The organism is Brevibacterium yomogidense (assembly GCF_900163715.1).
Classification (GTDB): domain Bacteria; phylum Actinomycetota; class Actinomycetes; order Actinomycetales; family Brevibacteriaceae; genus Brevibacterium; species Brevibacterium yomogidense_A.
In genome coordinates this window covers 428,039-446,632 of the sequence record NZ_FWFF01000001.1, presented here as the reverse complement: position 1 = coordinate 446,632, position 18,594 = coordinate 428,039, and the positions used below count along the sequence as shown (strand labels likewise).

Genomic DNA, 18,594 nt, shown 5'->3' with positions numbered 1-18,594 from the left:
TTCAGGCTCCCTTCGCGGCGGCGTTCGCCGCGTCGACATCCGCTGGCCGGGCCTTGCGCATCGTCCCGCCCTGCGAGGCGTATGCGTCCTCATTCTTCTCGAGCCACCCCTTCACGAAGGGGCACAGCGGCACGACGGTCACGCTGCGCGCCGCGACATCGGCCATCGCCTGGCCGACGAGGATCCCGCCCAGCCCACGGCCTCCGAACGACTCGTCGACCTCCGTGTGGAAGAAGATCCACTCCTCGGCTCCGCCGGAACCCTCCGTCGCCGAGGCCGGGGTGAAGAATGCCCGCCCCGCCACCTCGCCGGTGTCGAGGGTGATCGCGTACGCGTTCCGGTCTTTCTCGAATGTCACCGTGACGGCTGCGCCGGTCTTGTCCGTGAGCTGCTGGTCGGTCATGATCCGCTCCTTATCGGGCTGTTCCTATGAGATCTGCGGGTGGGGTCCTCGAACCCCACTGCCCGCTGTCAGTCGGTCGACTGGACGTGCGGCGGCGGGTTCTTCCGCGCGCGCATGCGGACGTTCGGAAGTGTGGGGGCCGGCAGGCGGGAGCGGCCGTCCGGATCGCGGCCGGGCCCGCCGTGGCCCACATAGCCCTCGACCCGTCCGAATCGGTCATCCTCTGCCTGCCACTGCTCGCGGTACTGCGCGATCTCATCCGAGTCGCGGCCGATGAAGTTCCACCACATGACGATCTCCTCCTCGAACGGCTCACCGCCGATGAGGATGAGCCGTGCGGGGGCGGCCTCTGCACCCCCGCCCGTGTGCGCGATGCGCAGGCGCTCGCTGCCGATCCCGGTGTAGCCCAGGGTGCCGGGCGTGAGTTCGACGCCCTCCAGCGTGACGTCGCCGGAATCCACGAGCAGGCCGTGCTCGAACCGAGGATCGACCGGCAGGTCGACGACCGCGCCCGGCTCCAGGCGGAGCTCCGCCCCGACCAGCGGCGAGTACACGCTGACCGGCGACTCCGCACCCAGCAGCGAACCGATGAAGACGAGTGCGGATCCGCCGTCGAACGTCACCGGCTGCGGTTCGAAGTGCTCGAACGCGCGGCCCAGCGAGTTCCGTACGGCGTCCGGCAGCGCGAGCCACAGCTGCACGCCGTGGAGAGTCGTCGTCCCCTCAGTCGACGTCTCGGAATGGCAGATGCCGGTGCCGGCGGTCATGAGGTTGATCTCCCCGGGCACCACGGTGCCGACGCCGCCGCCGGAGTCGATGTGCGCGACCGCGCCCTCGAACAGCCAGCTGACCGTCTGCAGCCCCGTGTGGGGGTGCGGGGCGACGTCCATGCCCCCCGTGTCGCGGACATCGCTGGGCCCGAAGTGGTCGACGAAGCACCATGCGCCGATCAGGGAGCGCTGCCGCTGGGGCAGCGTCCTGCGCACCAGCATGGCTCGCGGACCTCCCAGGGGGACATCGCGCGAGGTGATGAGCTCGACGGGGGCACCGTCGGCGCACGCGGAGTCAGGGCCCGGCAGCCCCTCGCTCCGGCAGAGGACCTCGGCCGGGTGGGCTTCGACGTTGCTCACGGCAACCTCCTGGGGCGTAGGGCTCGTCCGTCAACCGCATTCTCGTCAACCACGTAATTCAAATCTCAACTGAGAACCTCGTGGAGCGCCTTCGTATTCCCCACCCATCGTGCCATGGGGACGATGATCGGGGTCACGTGCTCTTGCGGCGGCTCGGTACCCTGGCGGGATGGAGAACGTGCAGGAAGTCATCACGGCAGACCTCTACGACGAACGGGGCGATGCGCTCGATTCGTGCGCCCAGCAGTTCCAGGATCTGGGCGGACGACGGGCCTTCGCGGGCCCCATCCGGACCATCCGGTGCTTCCGCGACAACGCACTCGTGAAGAACCTGCTCGCGACACCGGGCGAGGGCGCGGTGCTCGTCATCGACGGCCGGGGATCACTCGAGTCCGCTCTCATGGGAGACCTGATCGCGGCCTCGGCGGTGGAGAACGGCTGGGCTGGCGTCGTCATCCACGGCGCCGTCCGAGACCGTGCGGCACTGCGGGAGCTCGACCTGGGGATCAAGGCGCTCGGATCCAACCCTCGGAAGTCCGCGAAGGCCGGGGTCGGTGAGCAGGACGTGCCCGTCGAGTTCGGCGGCGTGACATTCACGCCCGGGAACACTCTGTGGGCGGACGAGGACGGGATCCTGATCGAACCGTGACCGCAGAGGATCTCACCACCGTCTTCATCCCCGGCACCCATGTGAGCCCGGATGTATTCGCGGATGTGCCCGTGCCGCTGGGGAGCAGTGCGGTCGGTGCGGCGTGGATGGAGAACGCGCAGCCGTGCACGCTCCTGAACGCTGCGGCGCACGCGGTGGGGCTGGCTGAGGGTGCCCCGTGCGTGCTGGTCGGACACTCGACGGGCGGAGCGATCGCAGCGACTGCGGCCTTCGCATTCCCGGACCAGGTGAAGGGGCTCGTCCTCATCGATTCGGGACCCGATATGCGGGGACACGCGACGGTCGCGGAGATGCTCGACGAGCTCGCGGACCCGGTGGACGACGAGGTGCTCATCCGTCATGCGCGGCGCAATGTTCCCCACGGCAGCCCGGAGGAGTGGATCGACGCGATGGTCGCCTACGCCCGTCGTGTGGGTGGAGCACCCGCGGTCGAGGTCCTGGCCGACCAGGCGGCGACCGACCTCCGCACGCGCGGCACCCTCCCGCGCCTGCCGGTCGAGGTGCTGCACGGCGGCCTCGACCCCAAGCGCTCCCCGGACGACGCGGCGGCGTGGCGGGACGTGTTCCCCGCAGCGCGTGTCGTCGTGGACCAGTCCGTCGGCCACACCCCGCCGCTGGAGGACCCTGTCATCGTCGGCGCGGCGCTGGAGCGCCTGGTGGAGCGGGTGCGGTCGGCGACCTGATGCGCGAACCCGAATGGAAGCGCCTGCTGGCGCCCCTCAACCGCGCTGCGACCCATGATGAGCCGGTCACCCGCTATGCCCTGTCGTTCGAGCTCTTCGCCGACGACGCGCGCGGATGGTTCTACTCCTCCACCCTGGAAGCGCTCGACCGAGCCCGGCTCGAGGCCGGCGACCCGTGGTTCGTCGGTGTCCGGCCGCTCGAGGAGGGTGCACGGCCCGGGACCTTCCGCCGCGGAGGCCTCACGTGGCGGTCCTTCGCCCAGCACGGCCGCGGCTCCGACGCCCCCGTGCGCGCGCTCCTCGACCAGATCAACAGGCTCTCCCGCGACGACCGCAACCTGAACCCGGGCGACGCCGGCGTGCTCCGGCTGGACCGCTACCCCAGTCCGCTCCTGTGGACGCTGCTCGATCGCCTCACCTCCGCCGGGGTCGCGCTCGTGGGAGGAGGGCTCGTCACCCGCGTTACCCGGGGAGACTCAGCGGTCAAGCGGTTCGACCTCCGCCGTGACGCCCGCGATCGGATCCACGTCGAACCGGAACTGGCGATCGACGGCCGGCCCGTCAGCGCCTTCAGCCTGGTGGGCACCCACGGCTTCGCGGGCCTGCACGGGGACCTCACGCATCCGGGCGCGGACCTGGAGATGGTGCTCGCCCCCGTCGAGCGACCCATCCCCGCGCACGAGGTCGACCTCATGCGTCGGCACGAACCCCTGGTCGTGGACGCCGGGGACGCGGAGGAATTCACGCGTGAGTTCTTCCCGGTCCTCCGCTCGATCGCACCTGTCACCAGCACCGATGAGACGGTCGCGCTGCCCGAGGCGCAACCGCCGCGACTCGCGCTGCTCGTGGTCTTCGGTGAGGGGGACGACGCCGAGCTCCACTGGTCCTGGTCCTACTCCGGCCCCCGCCGGGAGTACCCGATCGCCCCCGGCACCGGGGGAGGCCGGGACACCTCCGCCGAGGCCGAGGTCCGCGACCGTGCGGCCGCGCTCTGGCCCGGGGCCGGCACTGCGGAGCGGGAGGACCTGCGGGGTGTGGACACCGCCGCCTTCACCGTCCGCGTGCTGCCGCGCCTCGAGGAGCTGGACTGCGTCCGCGTCGAGGTGAGCGGCGCCCGGCCGGACTACCGCGAGCTGACGGAGCCTCCCACCGTCCGCGTGACCAGCGAGGAGACGGAGTCACGGGACTGGTTCGATCTGGGCTTCGAGGTGACGGTCGCCGGGCGCACGATCCCGTTCGCCACGCTCTTCCGGGCCCTGGCCCAGGGGAGGAAGAAGATCCTGCTGCCGGACAGATCCTTCCTCGCGCTCGACCACCCAGCCTTCGATCGGCTCAAGGAGCTCATCGCCCGCGCCGAGGAACTGGGGGAGTGGGACCCCCGTGCCCCGAAGATCTCCCGCTTCCAGGTGAGTCTGTGGGAGGACTTCGTCGACGCGGCGGATTCGTCCGCTGAGGCCATCGCCTGGCAGCGGACGGTGGGCGCACTGCGCGACCTCGAGGAGATCCCGCAGCCGGATCCGCCGGCGGGCCTGGACGCCCACCTGCGCGGATACCAGCGGGAGGGGTACGCCTGGCTGAGCTTCCTGTACGACCACGGACTGGGCGGCATCCTCGCCGACGACATGGGCCTCGGCAAGACGATCCAGGCGCTCGCCCTCATCGTGCGGGCGCGCGAGGCGGCGTCCGAGGCCGCTGCTGAGGCCGCCGAACCGTTCCTCGTCGTGGCTCCCGCCTCGGTCGTGGGCGTGTGGCAGGGGGAGGCGGCCCGGTTCGCTCCCGGGCTGGACGTCCGGGTGATCGAGGCGACCCGCGCGGCGCGGAGGACGACGCTCGCGGACGAGGCGAGGGGCGCCGACGTCGTCGTCACCTCGTACGCGCGCCTGCGCCTGGACGCCGACGACTACGCCGCCCTGCCCTGGGCCGGGCTCATCATCGACGAGGCGCAGTTCGCGAAGAACCGCTCGACCCAGGCCTATGACGCGCTCGCCCGCGTGCGCGCACCCTTCCGCCTGGCGATCACCGGCACGCCCGTGGAGAACTCGCTCGACGACCTGTGGGCGCTGCTGTCGCTCACGGCACCGGGCCTCTTCCCGTCGCCCGTCGCGTTCCGGGAGAAGTTCACGAAGCCGATCGGGAACGGCACGGCACCGCACAGGCTCGCGCTGGTCAAGCGCAGGATCCGCCCGTTCGTGCTGCGCCGCACGAAGGAGCAGGTGGTCGAGGAGCTGCCGCCCAAGCAGGAGCAGGTGCGCACCGTCGACCTGCTGCCGGAGCATCGGAAGGTGTACGACGCGGTGCTCCAGCGGGAGCGCAAGAAGGTCCTGGGGCTGCTGGACGACGTGCGCGAACCGGGCATGGACCGCGGCCGCTTCATCGTCTTCCGCTCGCTCACGCTGCTGCGCATGCTCGCGCTGGACCCGTCGATCGTGGATGACGGCCAGTACGCGGGCATCATGTCCTCGAAGCTGCACGCGCTGATGGAGGACCTGGAGCGCGTGCTCGGGGAGCGGCATCGCGTGCTGGTGTTCAGCCAGTTCACGTCGTTCCTCGACCGGATCGGGGAGGAGCTCACGGAGCGCGGGGTCGCATATTCCCGTCTGGACGGGACGACTAGGCGGCGTGACGACGTGATCCGGGGCTTCCGGGAGGGAGAGGCGGGGGTGTTCCTGCTGAGCCTCAAGGCAGGCGGCTTCGGCGTCACCCTCACGGAGGCTGACTACGTCTTCCTCATGGATCCGTGGTGGAACCCCGCAGCGGAGGAGCAGGCGATCGACCGCGTGCACCGGATCGGCCAGGACTCCTCCGTCATGGTCTACCGCATGGTCGCTGCCGGCACGATCGAGGAGAAGGTGGTCGACCTCCAGCAGCGCAAGACCGCACTGACGGATGCGCTGTGGGACGACGGCGACGGTTTCCGGAAAGGTGCGTTCTCCCGGGCGCTGACGGCCGACGACGTGCGCGGGCTGCTGGACGTGTGAGGGTGCTCAATCGCGATACCCGTTCAGGGATGCAGATCCCGACCCGGAGTTGTGAGGATCGCACGCGGCAGCGTCATTCCTGCCGTCCCCACTCCTCCCACGAGGTGCCGATCTCGTCGACCGAGGTCTCGTCCTCTGGAGAAGAACACGTCGTGCGGCACCCGGATAGGGTGAACTGGGCTCGCATCGGAGTCGAGCTCAGGTCCGGTCGTTTTCGGCCGGTTCTCGAGTATCCGGCAACGGAGCTCATTGCCGTGGCGGGGTGTGCGAAAGGACCATGATGTCGTCTGATTTCTTCGAGGGCTACGAGCCGCGGTACGAGGACTACCTCCTGCCGACCCTGAGGGTGCTGTCAGACGGACATCAGTGGGCAAGCCGGGACCTGCGTGAAGCCGTCTTCGACGCAATGGGTTTGACCGCGAAGCAGCGCGTCTACACGCACGAGAAGTCGGGCCAGCGCCGTGTGGATGTTCGGGCGAACCTCGCTGTCCATCACCTGCGTCGGGCGACAGCTGTCGAAGGAGGTTATGGCGTCGCTCAGATCACCGAAGTGGGGCGGCGGCTGCTTGCCGAGCACATGAATGCACTGTCGGTCGCTGATCTGACCGAGATCCCCGCATATCGGGAGTATGTGCCGAACCGTGAATCGTCGGGTGAGACCGTCACTGAAGAAGACGAGGTCGATGGCGCTCTTCTCTATGCAGAGCGGGGATTCTGGTTCGTCGGAGCGACGTTCGATGATCCTGAGGCCGAAGCCATACGAGATCACTCTGCCGACTTCATCGCGCGGGGCACGTGGGAGCTCCACCCTGACTCGACTGAGAAGTTGAAGAACCAGGTGAGGGAGATGCGTGCCGGCGACAGGATCGCGATCAAAGCGGTCTACGTGCGCAGGCGGCAGGCTGGCGTTCCCTTCAGGACCAACGGCCACCCGGTATCCGTGATGGCGATCAAGGCGACGGGCACCATCACGGGCAATCCGGGAACCGGTATCGCTGTCGATGTGTCGTGGGATCAGGACTTGACCGCCGAACCTCGAGAGTGGTTTCTCTACACCTACCAGGGCACGATCTGGCGCCTCGTCCCGGATTCGGAGCGAGCCGAGAATCTCGTGGAGTTCGCTTTCGGCGGTGCCGAGCAGGATATCGACAGCCTGCGGAACATGCCCTACTGGACCGACCGATTCGGCGACGGCGCGACGTCCACCGACGATGACGGGGGTGCCGAGGGTGAAGAGTGCGGTGGTGGTGCTGAACGCGACGGGCACGCTGAGAGCGCTGCTCAGCCCGTCTACACGGTCGAGTCCATCATCGAGGATGGGTGCTTCCTCGGAGAGGAGGTTCTGGCACAGCAGTTGCAGACCCTGCGCCAGAAGAAGAATCTCATTCTTCAAGGGCCGCCCGGCACCGGGAAGACCTGGTTGGCGAAACGATTGGCGCGGGCTCTCATCGGACGGAACGATCAGACTCTGATTACGGCCGTGCAATTCCACCCGACGGTTTCCTACGAGGATTTCGTGCGTGGTTGGCGCCCCTCCGGGGACGGGCGCTTGTCTCTGGTGGATGGGACTCTGCTGCAGATCGCTGAGCGTGCCGCCGCAACACCTGATCAAGAACACGTTCTGGTGATCGAGGAGATCAATCGCGGCAACCTTGCCCAGATCTTCGGGGAGATGCTCACTCTTCTGGAAGCGGATAAGCGATCGGCCGACCACGGCATGCACCTCGCATACCGACGTGAGGGTGAGGATCCGTTCCATCTGCCCGCCAACCTGTTCCTCATCGGCACGATGAACCTGGCCGACCGGTCGCTCGCGATGGTTGACTTCGCCCTTCGTCGTCGTTTTGGGTTCGCCGACCTCAGCCCTGAGTACAACCTCTCGTGGTCCACGTGGGTGACTGAGCGAGTCTCTGACGCCAATCGAGCGGATGTCGAGCGACTCGGCGCCGCGGTTCAGGTGTTGAACCAAGCGATCGCCCAGGCGCCGGGACTGGGAGAGCAGTATCGCATCGGGCACAGCTTCTTCACACCGGCGAAGAACGACCGCAACATCCCCTTCGCACTCTGGGCGCGGACTGTGGTGGTCCAAGAGATTGAGCCGCTCCTCTCCGAGTACTGGTTCGACCAGCCCGAGCGCGTCAAGACGCTCGTCGGCGGCCTGGTGGCAGCCATCGAAGCAGCAGAGTGACTTCGTGACTGCCGGGGCTGTAGGCGATGAGCCGGAGACAGATGGGATGCTGTTCAGTGGGAAGACGTCGATACCCGTTCGGAATCTCTGGCTGCTCATGCTCTACGCTTCTGAGCTGTTCGCCGATGAGTCCGATATCCGCAGAGCGGGGCTGGAGGACTCGCCGGACGACTTGCTGGACCTGGTTGCGGAGGTGTTGGTGAACGCCGCTGAGCACCGCTTGCATCGACCGCTGTCTCGACGTCACCTGGCACACCGCGATGACCTCACCCGGGTCCGCGGTCGTATCGATCATCTTCGGACGTCCGAACGCAATCTGCTGGCCCGTGGGAGGGTGTCGTGCCGTTATGAGGATCTGTCGGTTGATCATCTGATCAACCGGTTCGTGGCGTCAGGGCTGAAAGCCGCAGAGCGAGGCAGTACGGATCCCTCCGTGCGGAAGCGTGCTGCGGCCGCGCGGCGGACTTTCCACTGGTCGGGTGTCGGCCACCGGGAGGTATCCGCGGTGGAAGCGGCGACCTTGGTCCTGGGGCGGAATGACGAGACCGAACGGCGCTGCGTCAGCGCTGCGCGCCTACTCCTCCGGATGAGCCTTCTGACGGAGGCGGGCGGACCCGAGCGAGCCGTCACGCCACGACGCGACATCGCCCGATGGCGGACGCTGTATGAGTCCGCGGTTCGGGGCTTCTTCCACACGGTCCTGCAAGAACCGTGGCAGGTGCAGCAATCTCAGGAACAGCACCGATGGCCGCTGCAAGTAGCCAGCCCGGGGATGGACAGACTCATGCCCTCGATGGAGACTGACGTGGTACTGAGGCGTCCGGGCCACCGGATCGTCGTCGAGACGAAGTTCACGTCACCGATCTCCATCCACGCGCAGTTCGGAACTCGGGCCTTCCGCCGTGAGCATCTCTTCCAGCTGCAGACCTACCTCACCACCCTGGGGCGGCTTCCAGCGGAGAAGCTGACCGGTGTCTTGTTGTACCCGCAGGTGGAGGAGCCCGTCGACATGGCCGCCTCTGTGGGTGACCACGCCATCCGCGTGAAGACGGTCGATCTGACCGGCAGCAGTGACCAGATTCGGAATGCGTTGATGGGCATCGCGGTGTGGAGTTGACCGCGAGGTTCGCAGCGGGCGCTGCGTCAGGTGAATCGACGAGCGCGCTGTTGGCGAGCGCTCCGCTGTGACCGAGGCCGCGGTGCTTCTGGAGGTCAGCACTGTGCAGTCCCGGCCTACACCAGCAGCGACAGGCGCAGCGCGTCGAGGATCGCCGCGTGGACGTTGCGGCTGCTCGTCGCATCCCCGATTCGGAACAGTTCGTATCCCGCCGCGTCTGGGGCGGTGCCTGGACGCACGAGGCCAGCAGCGGTATGCGAGGCGGCCGGGGCCTCGGCGCCGGGGGTCTCGGTGACCGATGAGCCGGTGCCCAGCAGCGTCGGTGCGGCCTCGGAGCCCGCACCCTCGCGGACACCGGCACCTGCGAGGACCGGCTCCCGGACCTCGGCGGCGTGGGGTGAAGCGGTCAGCGTCTGCGCCCGCAGCGTGCCCAGCGGATCGACGAACGCGTCGTAGTCCACCGCTCCGCCGTTGAGCGATCCGGCGCGCAGCGCCAGGTAGAGCTCGTCGTTGGGGAGGGTGCCGTTGTCGACCACCACCGCGTCGACGTCGGCCGTGGTGTCCGTGTCCGAGTACTCATTCCTCAGGTAGGCGCGAAGCCCGTCGTCGGTCTCCTCGACCGCGATGAGTCGTTCCGTCAGGCGTGACTGCACACCGCGCTCGGCCATCAAGCGCAGGTACGCGGGAGAGTTCATCGCCCCGACCTCCACCGCGATGGTGCGCTCCGGCGATGCGTAGACGACCTCGGCGCCGCCGCGTGCCAGCCGTTCGACCGCGTCGAGGGCCGGGTAGGAGCCGTTGTCGTCGTAGACGAGCACCCGCTGACCGGCGACGACCGGGGACGTCATGACGTCCCAGACATCGAGCACGTGCTCCTCTCCCTCGCAGATCTCTGTGTTCGGCACGCCGCCGGTCGCGACGATGACCACGTCCGGTTCCAGCTCCATGACGGTGTCCTCGTCCGCGAGCACGTTGAACCGCACGTCCGCACCGTTCTTGCGCACCTGCTGCAGGCGCCAGTCGACGATCCCGATGAGGTCCCTCCGACGCTCCGACCGGGCGGCGATCGCGACCTGACCGCCGTGGCGATCGGAGGCCTCCAGCAGCGTGACGTCATGCCCGCGCATCGCGCACACCCGGGCGGCCTCGAGCCCGGCGGGGCCGGCTCCGACGATGACGACGCGCCGCGAGCGCCGTGCGAGTCCCAGGGTGCGGATCCGCTGCGGCAGCGTCTCCTCCCTCCCAGTCGCGGGATTGTGGATGCAGTGGGCGGAGCCGGACACGTAGATCGCGTCGAGGCAGGCGTTCGCTCCCACGCAGGGGCGGATGTCGTCCTCCTCCCCGGCAGCCATCTTCTCCACGAGGTACGGATCCGCGATCTGCGCGCGGGTCATGCCGATGAGGTCGACGCACCCGTCGTCCACCGCGTGGCGCGCCGTGGGGACGTCCGCGATGCGGGTGGCGTGGAGGACCGGGATGGACACCGCAGCTCGCACCGTGCGGCAGAGTTCGAGGAAGGGAGCCGAGGGGGTGCCCATGCCGGGGATCGACTCCGCGAGGGCGCGGTCGCTCTCGATGCGCCCGCCGGTGATGGAGACGAACTCGACGCCGTGCTCGATGTAGCGCTGGAGGATCGCGATCGCGTCGTCGCTGTCCAGCCCGTCCTCTCGCAGCTGGTCCATGCTCATCCGCACGCCCACGACGAAGTCGTCCGGCACCGCGGCTCGCACCGCGTCGAGGAGGCGCAGGGGGAAGCGCAGGCGGTTCTCGAGCGGTCCGCCGTACTCGTCTTCGCGGTGGTTGAGCCACGGGGAGACGAAGGAGTCCATGAGGTGGCCCCAGTGCTGCAGTTCGAGGCCGTCCAGGCCGCCGTCGGCCACCCGCCGCGCCGCCTCCGCGTAGTCGGCGATGATGCGGTCGATGTCCCAGTCCTCGGCCTCCTTCGCGAAGGCGCGGTGGGCGGGCTCGCGATACCGGCTCGCAGATACGAGAGGCAGCCAGTCGCCGGTGAAGTTCGAGGACCGGGCGCCCAGATGGGTCACCTGGATCATGACCTTGGTGCCGAGGTCATGTACCTCGTCGGTGAGCTTCCGCAACCACGGGACGACGTCGTCCGTGCTGAGGTCGATGTTGCCGAACGCGGCGGGGGAGTCACGGGACACGATCGCGGAGCCGCCGATCATCGTGAGGCCTACACCGCCCCGAGCCTTCTCCGCGTGGTAGCGGCGGTAGCGGTCTGCGGGCATGCCGTTGTCCGTGTAGGCGGGTTCGTGGGAGGTCGAGACGACCCGGTTCCGCAGTCGGACGGAGCCGATGGAGAACGGTGTGAGCAGCGGGTCCGAGACGTGGGATGACATGAGGGGGACCTCCAGCGCATCGCGGTGTCGAATCGCTTCGTTGCGATCCTGGTGCTCGGTAATCGATTACCGAGTACATGTACTGTAGTGACCGAGACCACATTCGCACAAGACCCGAGGGGCGCTGACGATGTCGCTGCGAGAGACCGCACTCGATGAGATCCGCACCGCCATCGCGGTCGGTGACCTGGGGGAGGATCGGATCTTCTCCGCTGCGGGACTCGCGAAGACCCTGGGCATGTCACTGAGTCCTGTGCGTGAGGCGATGATGTCGCTCGTATCGGACGGCACGGTCGAGGCTGTGCCGAACCGCGGGTACCGGCTCGTACCCGTCACGCATGCGGACCTCGACGAGATCCTCCAACTGCGGCTGCTCCTTGCCGAGCCGGCGGTGCGGTCCCTGTGCGAGAGCCGTGACCCGGGCACCCTGAGAGATCTCCGCACTGCTGCGGAGGATGCGCTGGCCGCGGCCGGGGCCGCAGACCGGAAGTCCTTCTTCGCTGCGGACCGCAGGTTCCACTTCCTCGTGCTGAGCAGGGGGCTGGGAGAGCGGGCAGCGGAGATCGGACTGCGCCTGCGGGATCAGAGCCGTGTCGCCCACGACGAGGAGAAGCCGCAGGAGGCCGATCGCGAGAGCGCGGCGCAGCTGTGCACCCTCGTCGGCTTCGTGGAGGCGGGCGACGCGGAGGCCGCGGTGGACCTGGTCGACGACAACCTGCGCTACTTCCTCACATGAGACTCCCGATGGAGCCGTCCCCACCGCTGCGCCTCACGGCGGAGCAGGAGGCGCAGCTGAGCGGCGACTGTGGTGAGGCGCAGGCGATGGCCATGCGCATGGTCACCGGGGTCGCCCGGGTGAAGGGCGCGACGAGGCTCGTCGCGGTGGAGAGCGTCCACATCGACTCCTGCCTGTTCCACGGGCGCAGCGGGATCGACTTCGTCCAGCGCCTCGTCGACGCAGGCGCTCAGTGCCGCGTGCCGACCACGACGAACGTGGGGTCGGTGAACCTGCGGCATCCGGAGCTGCCCGCGCGCTCGCCCGAGGAGACGCGGGACGGCACCGAGCTGATGCGACTCTACGGACGACTCGGCGTGGCGCAGACCTGGACGTGCGCGCCCTATCAGCTGCCCGAGCGCCCCCGCTTCGGCACGCAGATCGCGTGGGCCGAGTCGAATGCCGTGGTGTTCGCGAACTCGGTCCTCGGAGCGCGGACGGACAGGTATGGCGACTTCCTCGACGTCTGCGCGGCGATCAGCGGGTGTGCCCCGTACGCGGGCCTCCACCGTGATGAGAACCGCCGGGCGACCCACATCATCGACGTGAGTGCGGTGCCGCTCGCCGGGGAGCACGTGTACCCGCTGCTGGGCTACCTCGCGGGACAGATCGCCGGGACGGGGGTCCCTGTCGTCACCGGGCTGGAAGATCCGGGATCGGTGACCGGCGACCAGGACCTCGGCCGTGGGACTGCCGGGAGTGGTGTCGGAGCGATGCGCCCGACCGAGGACGACCTCAAGGCCTTCGGCGCGGCCGCCGCCTCGTCCGGCGGCGTCGCCCTGTTCCACATCGAGGGCGTCACCCCGGAGTGCGCAGAGCTCGAGGCCGTATGCGACCCGGAGCGCACGCCGGTCACCGTCGTCGGCCCGGCGGACGTGGCCCGCGCCCAGGACGAGCTCACACACGCGGAGGCGGACGCCATCGTCGACGCCGTCTGCCTGGGCACGCCCCACGCGTCGCTCGCGCAGCTGCGGAGGATCGCCGCGCTGCTGCGGTCGCACGGGCGGGAACCCCGCCTGCCGGTGTGGGTCAACACCGGCCGCTTCACAGCCGACGCGCTCGCTGCTGACCACCCCGACGACCACGCGACGCTGCGCGACGCAGGGGTCCGCATCGTCACGGATACGTGCACGTATCTCCTGCCGCGGCTGCATGATGACTGGTCGGTCGTCATGACGGACTCCGCGAAGTGGGCGCACTACGGACCCGGGAATCTGGGGGTGCGGGTCGTCTTCGCGTCACTGGAGCAGTGCCTCGAGCAGGCGGTGTCCGGTGGACGGTGAGGTCGACGACGACGTGGGCGGAGAGCTCCGTCCGGTGGGCGGGAGCACAGCAGCACTGACCGCTCGTGTCCTCCACCCGGGGAAGGGTGCTGGGAGGACCCTATCGATCCCTCCCGTCTCCTTCTGGGGAGGGATCGACGGTGAAGGGCGCATCGTGGACGTCCACCATCCGGCGTGCGGGGAATCGATCGTCGGGCGGGCGCTGGTCCTGTCGACGTCGAAGGGCTCGTCATCCGGGTCGAGTGTGCTCGCGGAGCTCATCGTGAACGGACGCGGACCAGCGCTCCTCGTCGTGAGCGAACCGGACGCCGTGCTCGTCTCCGGGTGCCTTGCTGCGGCGGAGATCTCCGGGATCCGTCTGCCCGTTGTGCAGGTGACGGCGGAGGACCTCGAGCGGGGAGGAGGGTCGGATCTCCTCGCGGTGGACTGCGTGAGGACGGAGATCGGTGCGCTCGGCGAACTGCATGAGATGTCCTCGCCGCATGAATCGATTGTTTGTTAAGTTTGCCTGGACCCGCGCTTCGCCGAGGAAGCGCGTACGCACAAGGAAGTGGTTCAGGTATGAGGACGAGGAACAGAGCTGTCGTCTCACTCGTGTCAGCTGGAGCAGTACTGGGGCTGGTGTCAGGATGCGCGGGGTCAGTGAGCGGTGACGCCGCGCAGGGAGCAGGCGAGGGCTTCGCGTTCGGAGCGTCCCAGGAGGACGTCGATGCTGTGCTCGCAGACCTGGAGCCCGTGACGCTCAGCTACCAGCCCGGTGGGTCCTCTGCGGAGTCCGTCACGGCCGCCAACGGGCTCGCGTTCAAGGAGTACGTCGAGGAGCGCTCCGGCGGGAAGATCACGCTCGAGACGACCTGGGGACAGGCGATCGCTCCCTACGATGAACTCGTCGATGCGCTGAATGACGGCAGGGTCGACATTGCCTACCACGCCGCGATCTACTTCCCGGACGAGTTCCCCACCGTGGATGCGTTCAGCAAGCTCACGCAGTACTCCACCCCTGCTCCGCTGACAGGTGAAGCGATCTCTGCGGCGATGATGAGTGAGCTCGCGTGGAACAGCGATGAGCACCTCCAGTCGATCGAGGATCAGGGACTCGTCCCGCTGTCCCCGCTCATGAGCTCCGGTGACTACTGGACAGCCTGCGGGGCTGAGGGGACGTTGGCGGATGACTGGAAGGGACGCCAGATCAGAATCGCCGGCACCGCGCACACCGCGCTGGCAGAGACGATCGGGGCGAGCCCCGTGTCGATGGAGTACGGCGAGACGTATGAAGCACTTCAGCGGAACACCGTCGACTGCACGTTCGTCCAGCCGCAGGTCGCCGGTTCCACCGGGCTGCTCGAAGTCGCTCCGCACGTCTCGCACTTCTCGGATCAGCGGATGACGGGTGGGGCGACTGCCATGCACGTGGCAGGCTCCGGCTTCCAGCAGCTCCCACTCGCATATCAGCAGATCATCTTCGACGCAGAGGCCGATCATATGCACGGCGTGGTCCAGGCGACGCTGGATGCCGGTCACCAGTCGGTCCTCGATTCGAGCGCTGCAGGCGGAGAGTTCTCCGTCATGGACGCAGAGGTGGAGGACATGCTCGTCGCGAAGCAGGAGGAGCTGGTCGACGACCTCATCGCCGATGGGCAGCTGCCCGAGGACATCCGGGACCAGATGCACGGGCTCGCAGACAAGTGGACGGGGATCGTCGAGGAGCTGGGCTACACCGACGACGGCGAACTGTCGGAGCTCGATGAGTGGTACGAGCCGGGCAGCATCGATTTCAGGCCCCTGGGCGAGCGGCTCTTCACAGAAGCCGCGGAACAGCACCGCCCCGGAACAGCAACGGAGGATGATCAGTGAATCTCGAGTTCGAGCTCTCCCGCACTCACCTGCCGATCGCAGGGGTGTACCGGCATGCCCACGAGCTGCCCGACCGCCCCGCGATGGTCGACGCCGACACACGGATCACGTTCGGTGAGTTCCTGGTGCGCGTCCAGCAGGCAGCGGCCCGATTGGTCGCCGCCGGAGTGGAGCGCGGCGATCGGGTGGCTGTGGTGGCGGGCAACTCCGCCGAGTTCCCCGTCGCGGTGTACGCGGCCAACTACCTGGGTGCGATCATCGTGCCGGTGAACTTCCGCCTCGCCGCCGGCGAGGTCGCCTACATCATCAGCGACTGCGAGCCTGCGGTCGTCATCGCGGATGCGGACCGGGTGCTGACCGTCCGCGACGCGCTGGCCGAGAGCGGGGACGCGGTACCGGTCGTCGACCTCGCCGTGCTCGCCGCGTCGACGGGCGAGTCGACCATCCCCGACCCGGTGGTCTGCGCAGAGACTGACGACCAGGCGATCATGTACACCTCGGGCACGACGGGCAGGCCGAAGGGTGCGGTGCTCACGTACTCGAACTTCCTCAGCACCACGATGCGCTCGTCCGCCTCCTGGGCGTACGTGCCGGGCAGAGACGCCGTCCTCGTCGCGTCACCGATGTTCCACATCGCGGCGTTCAACGTCATGACGACGAACATCGCCAACGGTGCGGCATCCGTGATCACCGCGTCGACCGGGTTCGATGCGGGCTACCTGCTCGATGTCATGGCCGAGCACCACGTGACCCGCACCTTCATGGTGCCGGCTCAGTGGCAGCTGATCATCGATGAGCAGCGTCGCGCACCGCGTGATGTGGACCTGCGCTTCTACAGCTGGGGCGCCGCCCCAGCGACGGAGGCTCTCCTCACCGCACTGCGCGAGACGTTCCCGGAGGCGATGTCGCAGGCCGCGTTCGGGCAGACGGAGACGACCGCCTCGGGCATGTCGCTCAACCACGAGGATTCGGTGCGCAAGCTGGGGTCGGTGGGGCTGCCGGACCGCAACGTGTCGGTCCGCGTGGTCGATGGGCAGATGAACGATGTGCCGCAGGGCGACGTGGGGGAGATCGTGTACCGCGGCCCCGGCGTCATGGATCGCTTCTGGAACAACGAAGCGGCGACGGAGGACGCATTCGCCGGTGGGTGGTTCCACTCCGGCGACCTCGTGAAGCAGGACGAGGAGGGCTACTTCTACGTCGTCGACCGGGTGAAGGACATGATCATCTCCGGTGGTGAGAACATCTACTGCGCGGAGCTGGAGAACGTGCTGGCCTGGCACCCGAAGGTCGCCGAAGTCGCGGTCGTCGGGCGCAGGGACGAGAAGTGGGGCGAGGTCCCCGTCGCGGTCGTCGTGCCGCACAGCGACGACGAGCCGCCCACCCTCGATGATTTGCGGGAGTTCTGCGACGGTCAGCTGGCGCGGTACAAGATGCCGAAGGACATCGTCCTGCGCGACGCCTTCCCCCGCAGCGGGACCGGCAAGATCCAGAAGAACGTGCTCCGCGACGAGGTGTGACGGCCCGGGCCCCACAGCATCTCGCGCGATCCAATGAGTGCAAACTGGTCCAGAACCATCGGGCTCTGGACCAGTTTGCACTCACTCGCGTGGGGCCCAGGGGTCGGGCCGCGGGATCGGGCCCGCCCCGGATCGACCCAAGCAGCCCACGCGTGGATGCTCGCCTACGTCACTCCACGTAGCCGTCCGCCACATCGAGCGCGCGGTCGATGACGTCGAGCGCGGTGCGGACGTCCGCCTCGCTCACGTTGAGCGGCGGGACGACGTGGATGCGGTTGAAGTTGGCGAACGGCAGGACGCCGCCTTCCTTGATCGCACCCATCACCGCGTTCATCGCATCGGACGAACCGCCGTACGGTGCCAACGGCTCCCTCGTCTCGCGGTTCTTCACCAGCTCGATGGCCCAGAAGCAGCCCATCCCGCGGACGTCGCCCACAGACGGATGCTTCGCCTTGATCTCCTCCAGCCGCGGACCGATGACCTCGTCGCCCATGCGCTTCGCATTCTCGATCATGCCCTCGTCGCGCATCGCCGTGATCGTCGCGACGGCCGCGGCGCACGCCAGGGGATGACCGGAGTACGTGAGTCCGCCGGGGTACTGGCGGTCGACGAACGAGGAGTACACCTCGTCGGAGATGATCACGCCGCCCAGCGGCACGTAGCCGGAGTTGACGCCCTTCGCGAAGGTGATGAGGTCCGGCGTCACGCCCCAGTGGTCGATCGCGAGCCACTCGCCGGTGCGGCCGAACCCGGCCATCACCTCGTCCGCGATGAACATGATCCCGTGGCGCTCCGTGAGCTCCCGGACCCCTTCGAGGTACCCCGCGGGAGGCGCGTAGATCCCCGCCGTGCCCGGGACCGTCTCGAGGAGGAGTGCCGCGATGTTCTGCGGGCCCTCCAGGGTGATCATGTCCTCGAGGTGGCGCAGCGCCCGCTCCGTCTCCTCCGCCTCCGTCGTCGATCCGAAGTAGGACCGGTACGGGTAGGCCGGCATGAAGTGGACGACGCCGTCGCCGGGATTGTCGTTCGCGAACCGGCGCGGATCGCCCGTGAGGTTCACCGCGAGGTTCGTGCCGCCGTGGTAGCTGCGGTAGGCGGACAGCACCTTCTGTCGACCCGTGTGGAGGCGCGCCATGCGGATCGCGTGCTCGTTCGCGTCCGCGCCGCCGTTCGTGAAGAAGACGTGCTCGAGCCCGTCGGGTGCGATCTCCGCGATGAGGCGGGCGGCCTCGGACCGGGCGTCGTTCACGTGCTGCGGCGCGATCGTGCAGATGTCCGCCGCCTGGTCCTGGATCGCACGGACGACGGCCGGGTGCTGGTGGCCGATGTTCGTGTTGACCAGCTGGGATGAGAAGTCGAGGAGCTCGCGCCCCTCGCCGTCCCAGACCCGCGTTCCCTCGGACCTGACGATCGTCATCGGGTTGAAGGGGCCCTGCGCCTGCCAGGAGTGGAAGACGTGCTTCCGGTCCAGGTCATGGGCCCGCCGGCCGCGGGCCAGCATCTCCTCCGTCACCGGACCGGCCGCAGTGGCGGACCCCGCCGCCGAGGCCGCTGCGGCCTCGGCGCCGATGTCACCCGCTGCTGTGGATGTGTTGTGCTCTGTGTTCGTCATGGTCATGATCGAATCCTTGTCTCC

14 protein-coding genes are annotated in these 18,594 nt (G+C 68.3%); 10 read left to right on the top strand and 4 right to left on the bottom strand.

Translation table 11 applies throughout. The features are described from left to right. Position 1: 1 nt before the first annotated feature. The gene (locus FM105_RS01820; RefSeq protein ID WP_087003780.1) at positions 2-403 is read right to left on the bottom strand and encodes a GNAT family N-acetyltransferase; all 402 of its coding nucleotides are present in this window, start codon (positions 401-403) and stop codon (positions 2-4) included. Between the two features lie 68 nt (positions 404-471). Continuing rightward, positions 472-1,533: a pirin family protein gene (locus FM105_RS01815; RefSeq protein ID WP_087003777.1), complete on the bottom strand. Its 1,062-nt coding sequence runs from the start codon at positions 1,531-1,533 to the stop codon at positions 472-474. A gap of 169 nt (positions 1,534-1,702) precedes the next feature. On the opposite strand from FM105_RS01815, the gene rraA reads away from it, so the two are divergent. The 5 genes from rraA (at position 1,703) to FM105_RS01790 (ending at position 9,169) form a co-directional block, all read left to right on the top strand. Then, on the top strand, positions 1,703-2,182 hold the full coding sequence (gene rraA, locus FM105_RS01810) for a ribonuclease E activity regulator RraA (protein ID WP_087003774.1): 480 nt from the start codon (positions 1,703-1,705) through the stop codon (positions 2,180-2,182). Continuing rightward, positions 2,179-2,886: an alpha/beta fold hydrolase gene (locus FM105_RS01805; protein WP_087003772.1), complete on the top strand. Its 708-nt coding sequence runs from the start codon at positions 2,179-2,181 to the stop codon at positions 2,884-2,886. Before rraA ends, FM105_RS01805 begins: the two co-directional genes overlap by 4 nt. Then, positions 2,886-5,864: a DEAD/DEAH box helicase gene (locus FM105_RS01800; protein ID WP_087003769.1), complete on the top strand. Its 2,979-nt coding sequence runs from the start codon at positions 2,886-2,888 to the stop codon at positions 5,862-5,864. Before FM105_RS01805 ends, FM105_RS01800 begins: the two co-directional genes overlap by 1 nt. Positions 5,865-6,141: 277 nt before the next feature. Beyond that, the gene (locus tag FM105_RS01795) at positions 6,142-8,052 is read left to right on the top strand and encodes an AAA family ATPase (RefSeq protein ID WP_087003767.1); all 1,911 of its coding nucleotides are present in this window, start codon (positions 6,142-6,144) and stop codon (positions 8,050-8,052) included. Between the two features lie 4 nt (positions 8,053-8,056). Continuing rightward, entirely contained in the window at positions 8,057-9,169 is a 1,113-nt protein-coding gene (locus tag FM105_RS01790; protein WP_143275784.1) for a 5-methylcytosine restriction system specificity protein McrC, read from the top strand. 116 nt (positions 9,170-9,285) lie between these two features. Here FM105_RS01790 and FM105_RS01785 read toward each other — a convergent pair whose 3' ends face one another. Continuing rightward, on the bottom strand, positions 9,286-11,526 hold the full coding sequence (locus FM105_RS01785; RefSeq protein ID WP_256970146.1) for an oxidoreductase: 2,241 nt from the start codon (positions 11,524-11,526) through the stop codon (positions 9,286-9,288). 130 nt (positions 11,527-11,656) lie between these two features. On the opposite strand from FM105_RS01785, the gene FM105_RS01780 reads away from it, so the two are divergent. The 5 genes from FM105_RS01780 (at position 11,657) to FM105_RS01760 (ending at position 16,958) form a co-directional block, all read left to right on the top strand. Further along, a complete protein-coding gene (locus FM105_RS01780) occupies positions 11,657-12,262 on the top strand; it encodes a GntR family transcriptional regulator (protein ID WP_256970145.1) in 606 nt (201 codons plus the stop codon). After that, on the top strand, positions 12,259-13,584 hold the full coding sequence (locus tag FM105_RS01775) for an aconitase X (protein WP_087003758.1): 1,326 nt from the start codon (positions 12,259-12,261) through the stop codon (positions 13,582-13,584). The genes FM105_RS01780 and FM105_RS01775 overlap by 4 nt, the downstream gene beginning before the upstream one ends. Then, a complete protein-coding gene (locus FM105_RS01770) occupies positions 13,574-14,086 on the top strand; it encodes an aconitase X swivel domain-containing protein (RefSeq protein WP_179207014.1) in 513 nt (170 codons plus the stop codon). Before FM105_RS01775 ends, FM105_RS01770 begins: the two co-directional genes overlap by 11 nt. A 140-nt stretch (positions 14,087-14,226) precedes the next feature. Continuing rightward, on the top strand, positions 14,227-15,438 hold the full coding sequence (locus FM105_RS01765; protein ID WP_179207013.1) for a C4-dicarboxylate ABC transporter substrate-binding protein: 1,212 nt from the start codon (positions 14,227-14,229) through the stop codon (positions 15,436-15,438). Beyond that, positions 15,435-16,958: an AMP-binding protein gene (locus FM105_RS01760; protein ID WP_087003748.1), complete on the top strand. Its 1,524-nt coding sequence runs from the start codon at positions 15,435-15,437 to the stop codon at positions 16,956-16,958. The genes FM105_RS01765 and FM105_RS01760 overlap by 4 nt, the downstream gene beginning before the upstream one ends. Positions 16,959-17,127: 169 nt before the next feature. On the opposite strand, the gene FM105_RS01755 is transcribed toward FM105_RS01760, so the two are convergent. After that, entirely contained in the window at positions 17,128-18,570 is a 1,443-nt protein-coding gene (locus tag FM105_RS01755; protein WP_087004279.1) for an aspartate aminotransferase family protein, read from the bottom strand. Between the last annotated feature and the right edge of the window lie 24 nt (positions 18,571-18,594).

Coding starts and splice junctions, on each gene's coding strand:
- FM105_RS01795 (WP_087003767.1), top strand. CDS start 6,142: ATGATGTCGTCTGATTTCTTCGAGGGCTACGAGCCGCGGTACGAGGAC.
- FM105_RS01755 (WP_087004279.1), bottom strand. CDS start 18,570: ATGACGAACACAGAGCACAACACATCCACAGCAGCGGGTGACATCGGC.
- FM105_RS01785 (WP_256970146.1), bottom strand. CDS start 11,526: ATGTCATCCCACGTCTCGGACCCGCTGCTCACACCGTTCTCCATCGGC.
- FM105_RS01800 (WP_087003769.1), top strand. CDS start 2,886: ATGCGCGAACCCGAATGGAAGCGCCTGCTGGCGCCCCTCAACCGCGCT.
- rraA (WP_087003774.1), top strand. CDS start 1,703: ATGGAGAACGTGCAGGAAGTCATCACGGCAGACCTCTACGACGAACGG.
- FM105_RS01780 (WP_256970145.1), top strand. CDS start 11,657: ATGTCGCTGCGAGAGACCGCACTCGATGAGATCCGCACCGCCATCGCG.
- FM105_RS01775 (WP_087003758.1), top strand. CDS start 12,259: ATGAGACTCCCGATGGAGCCGTCCCCACCGCTGCGCCTCACGGCGGAG.
- FM105_RS01820 (WP_087003780.1), bottom strand. CDS start 403: ATGACCGACCAGCAGCTCACGGACAAGACCGGCGCAGCCGTCACGGTG.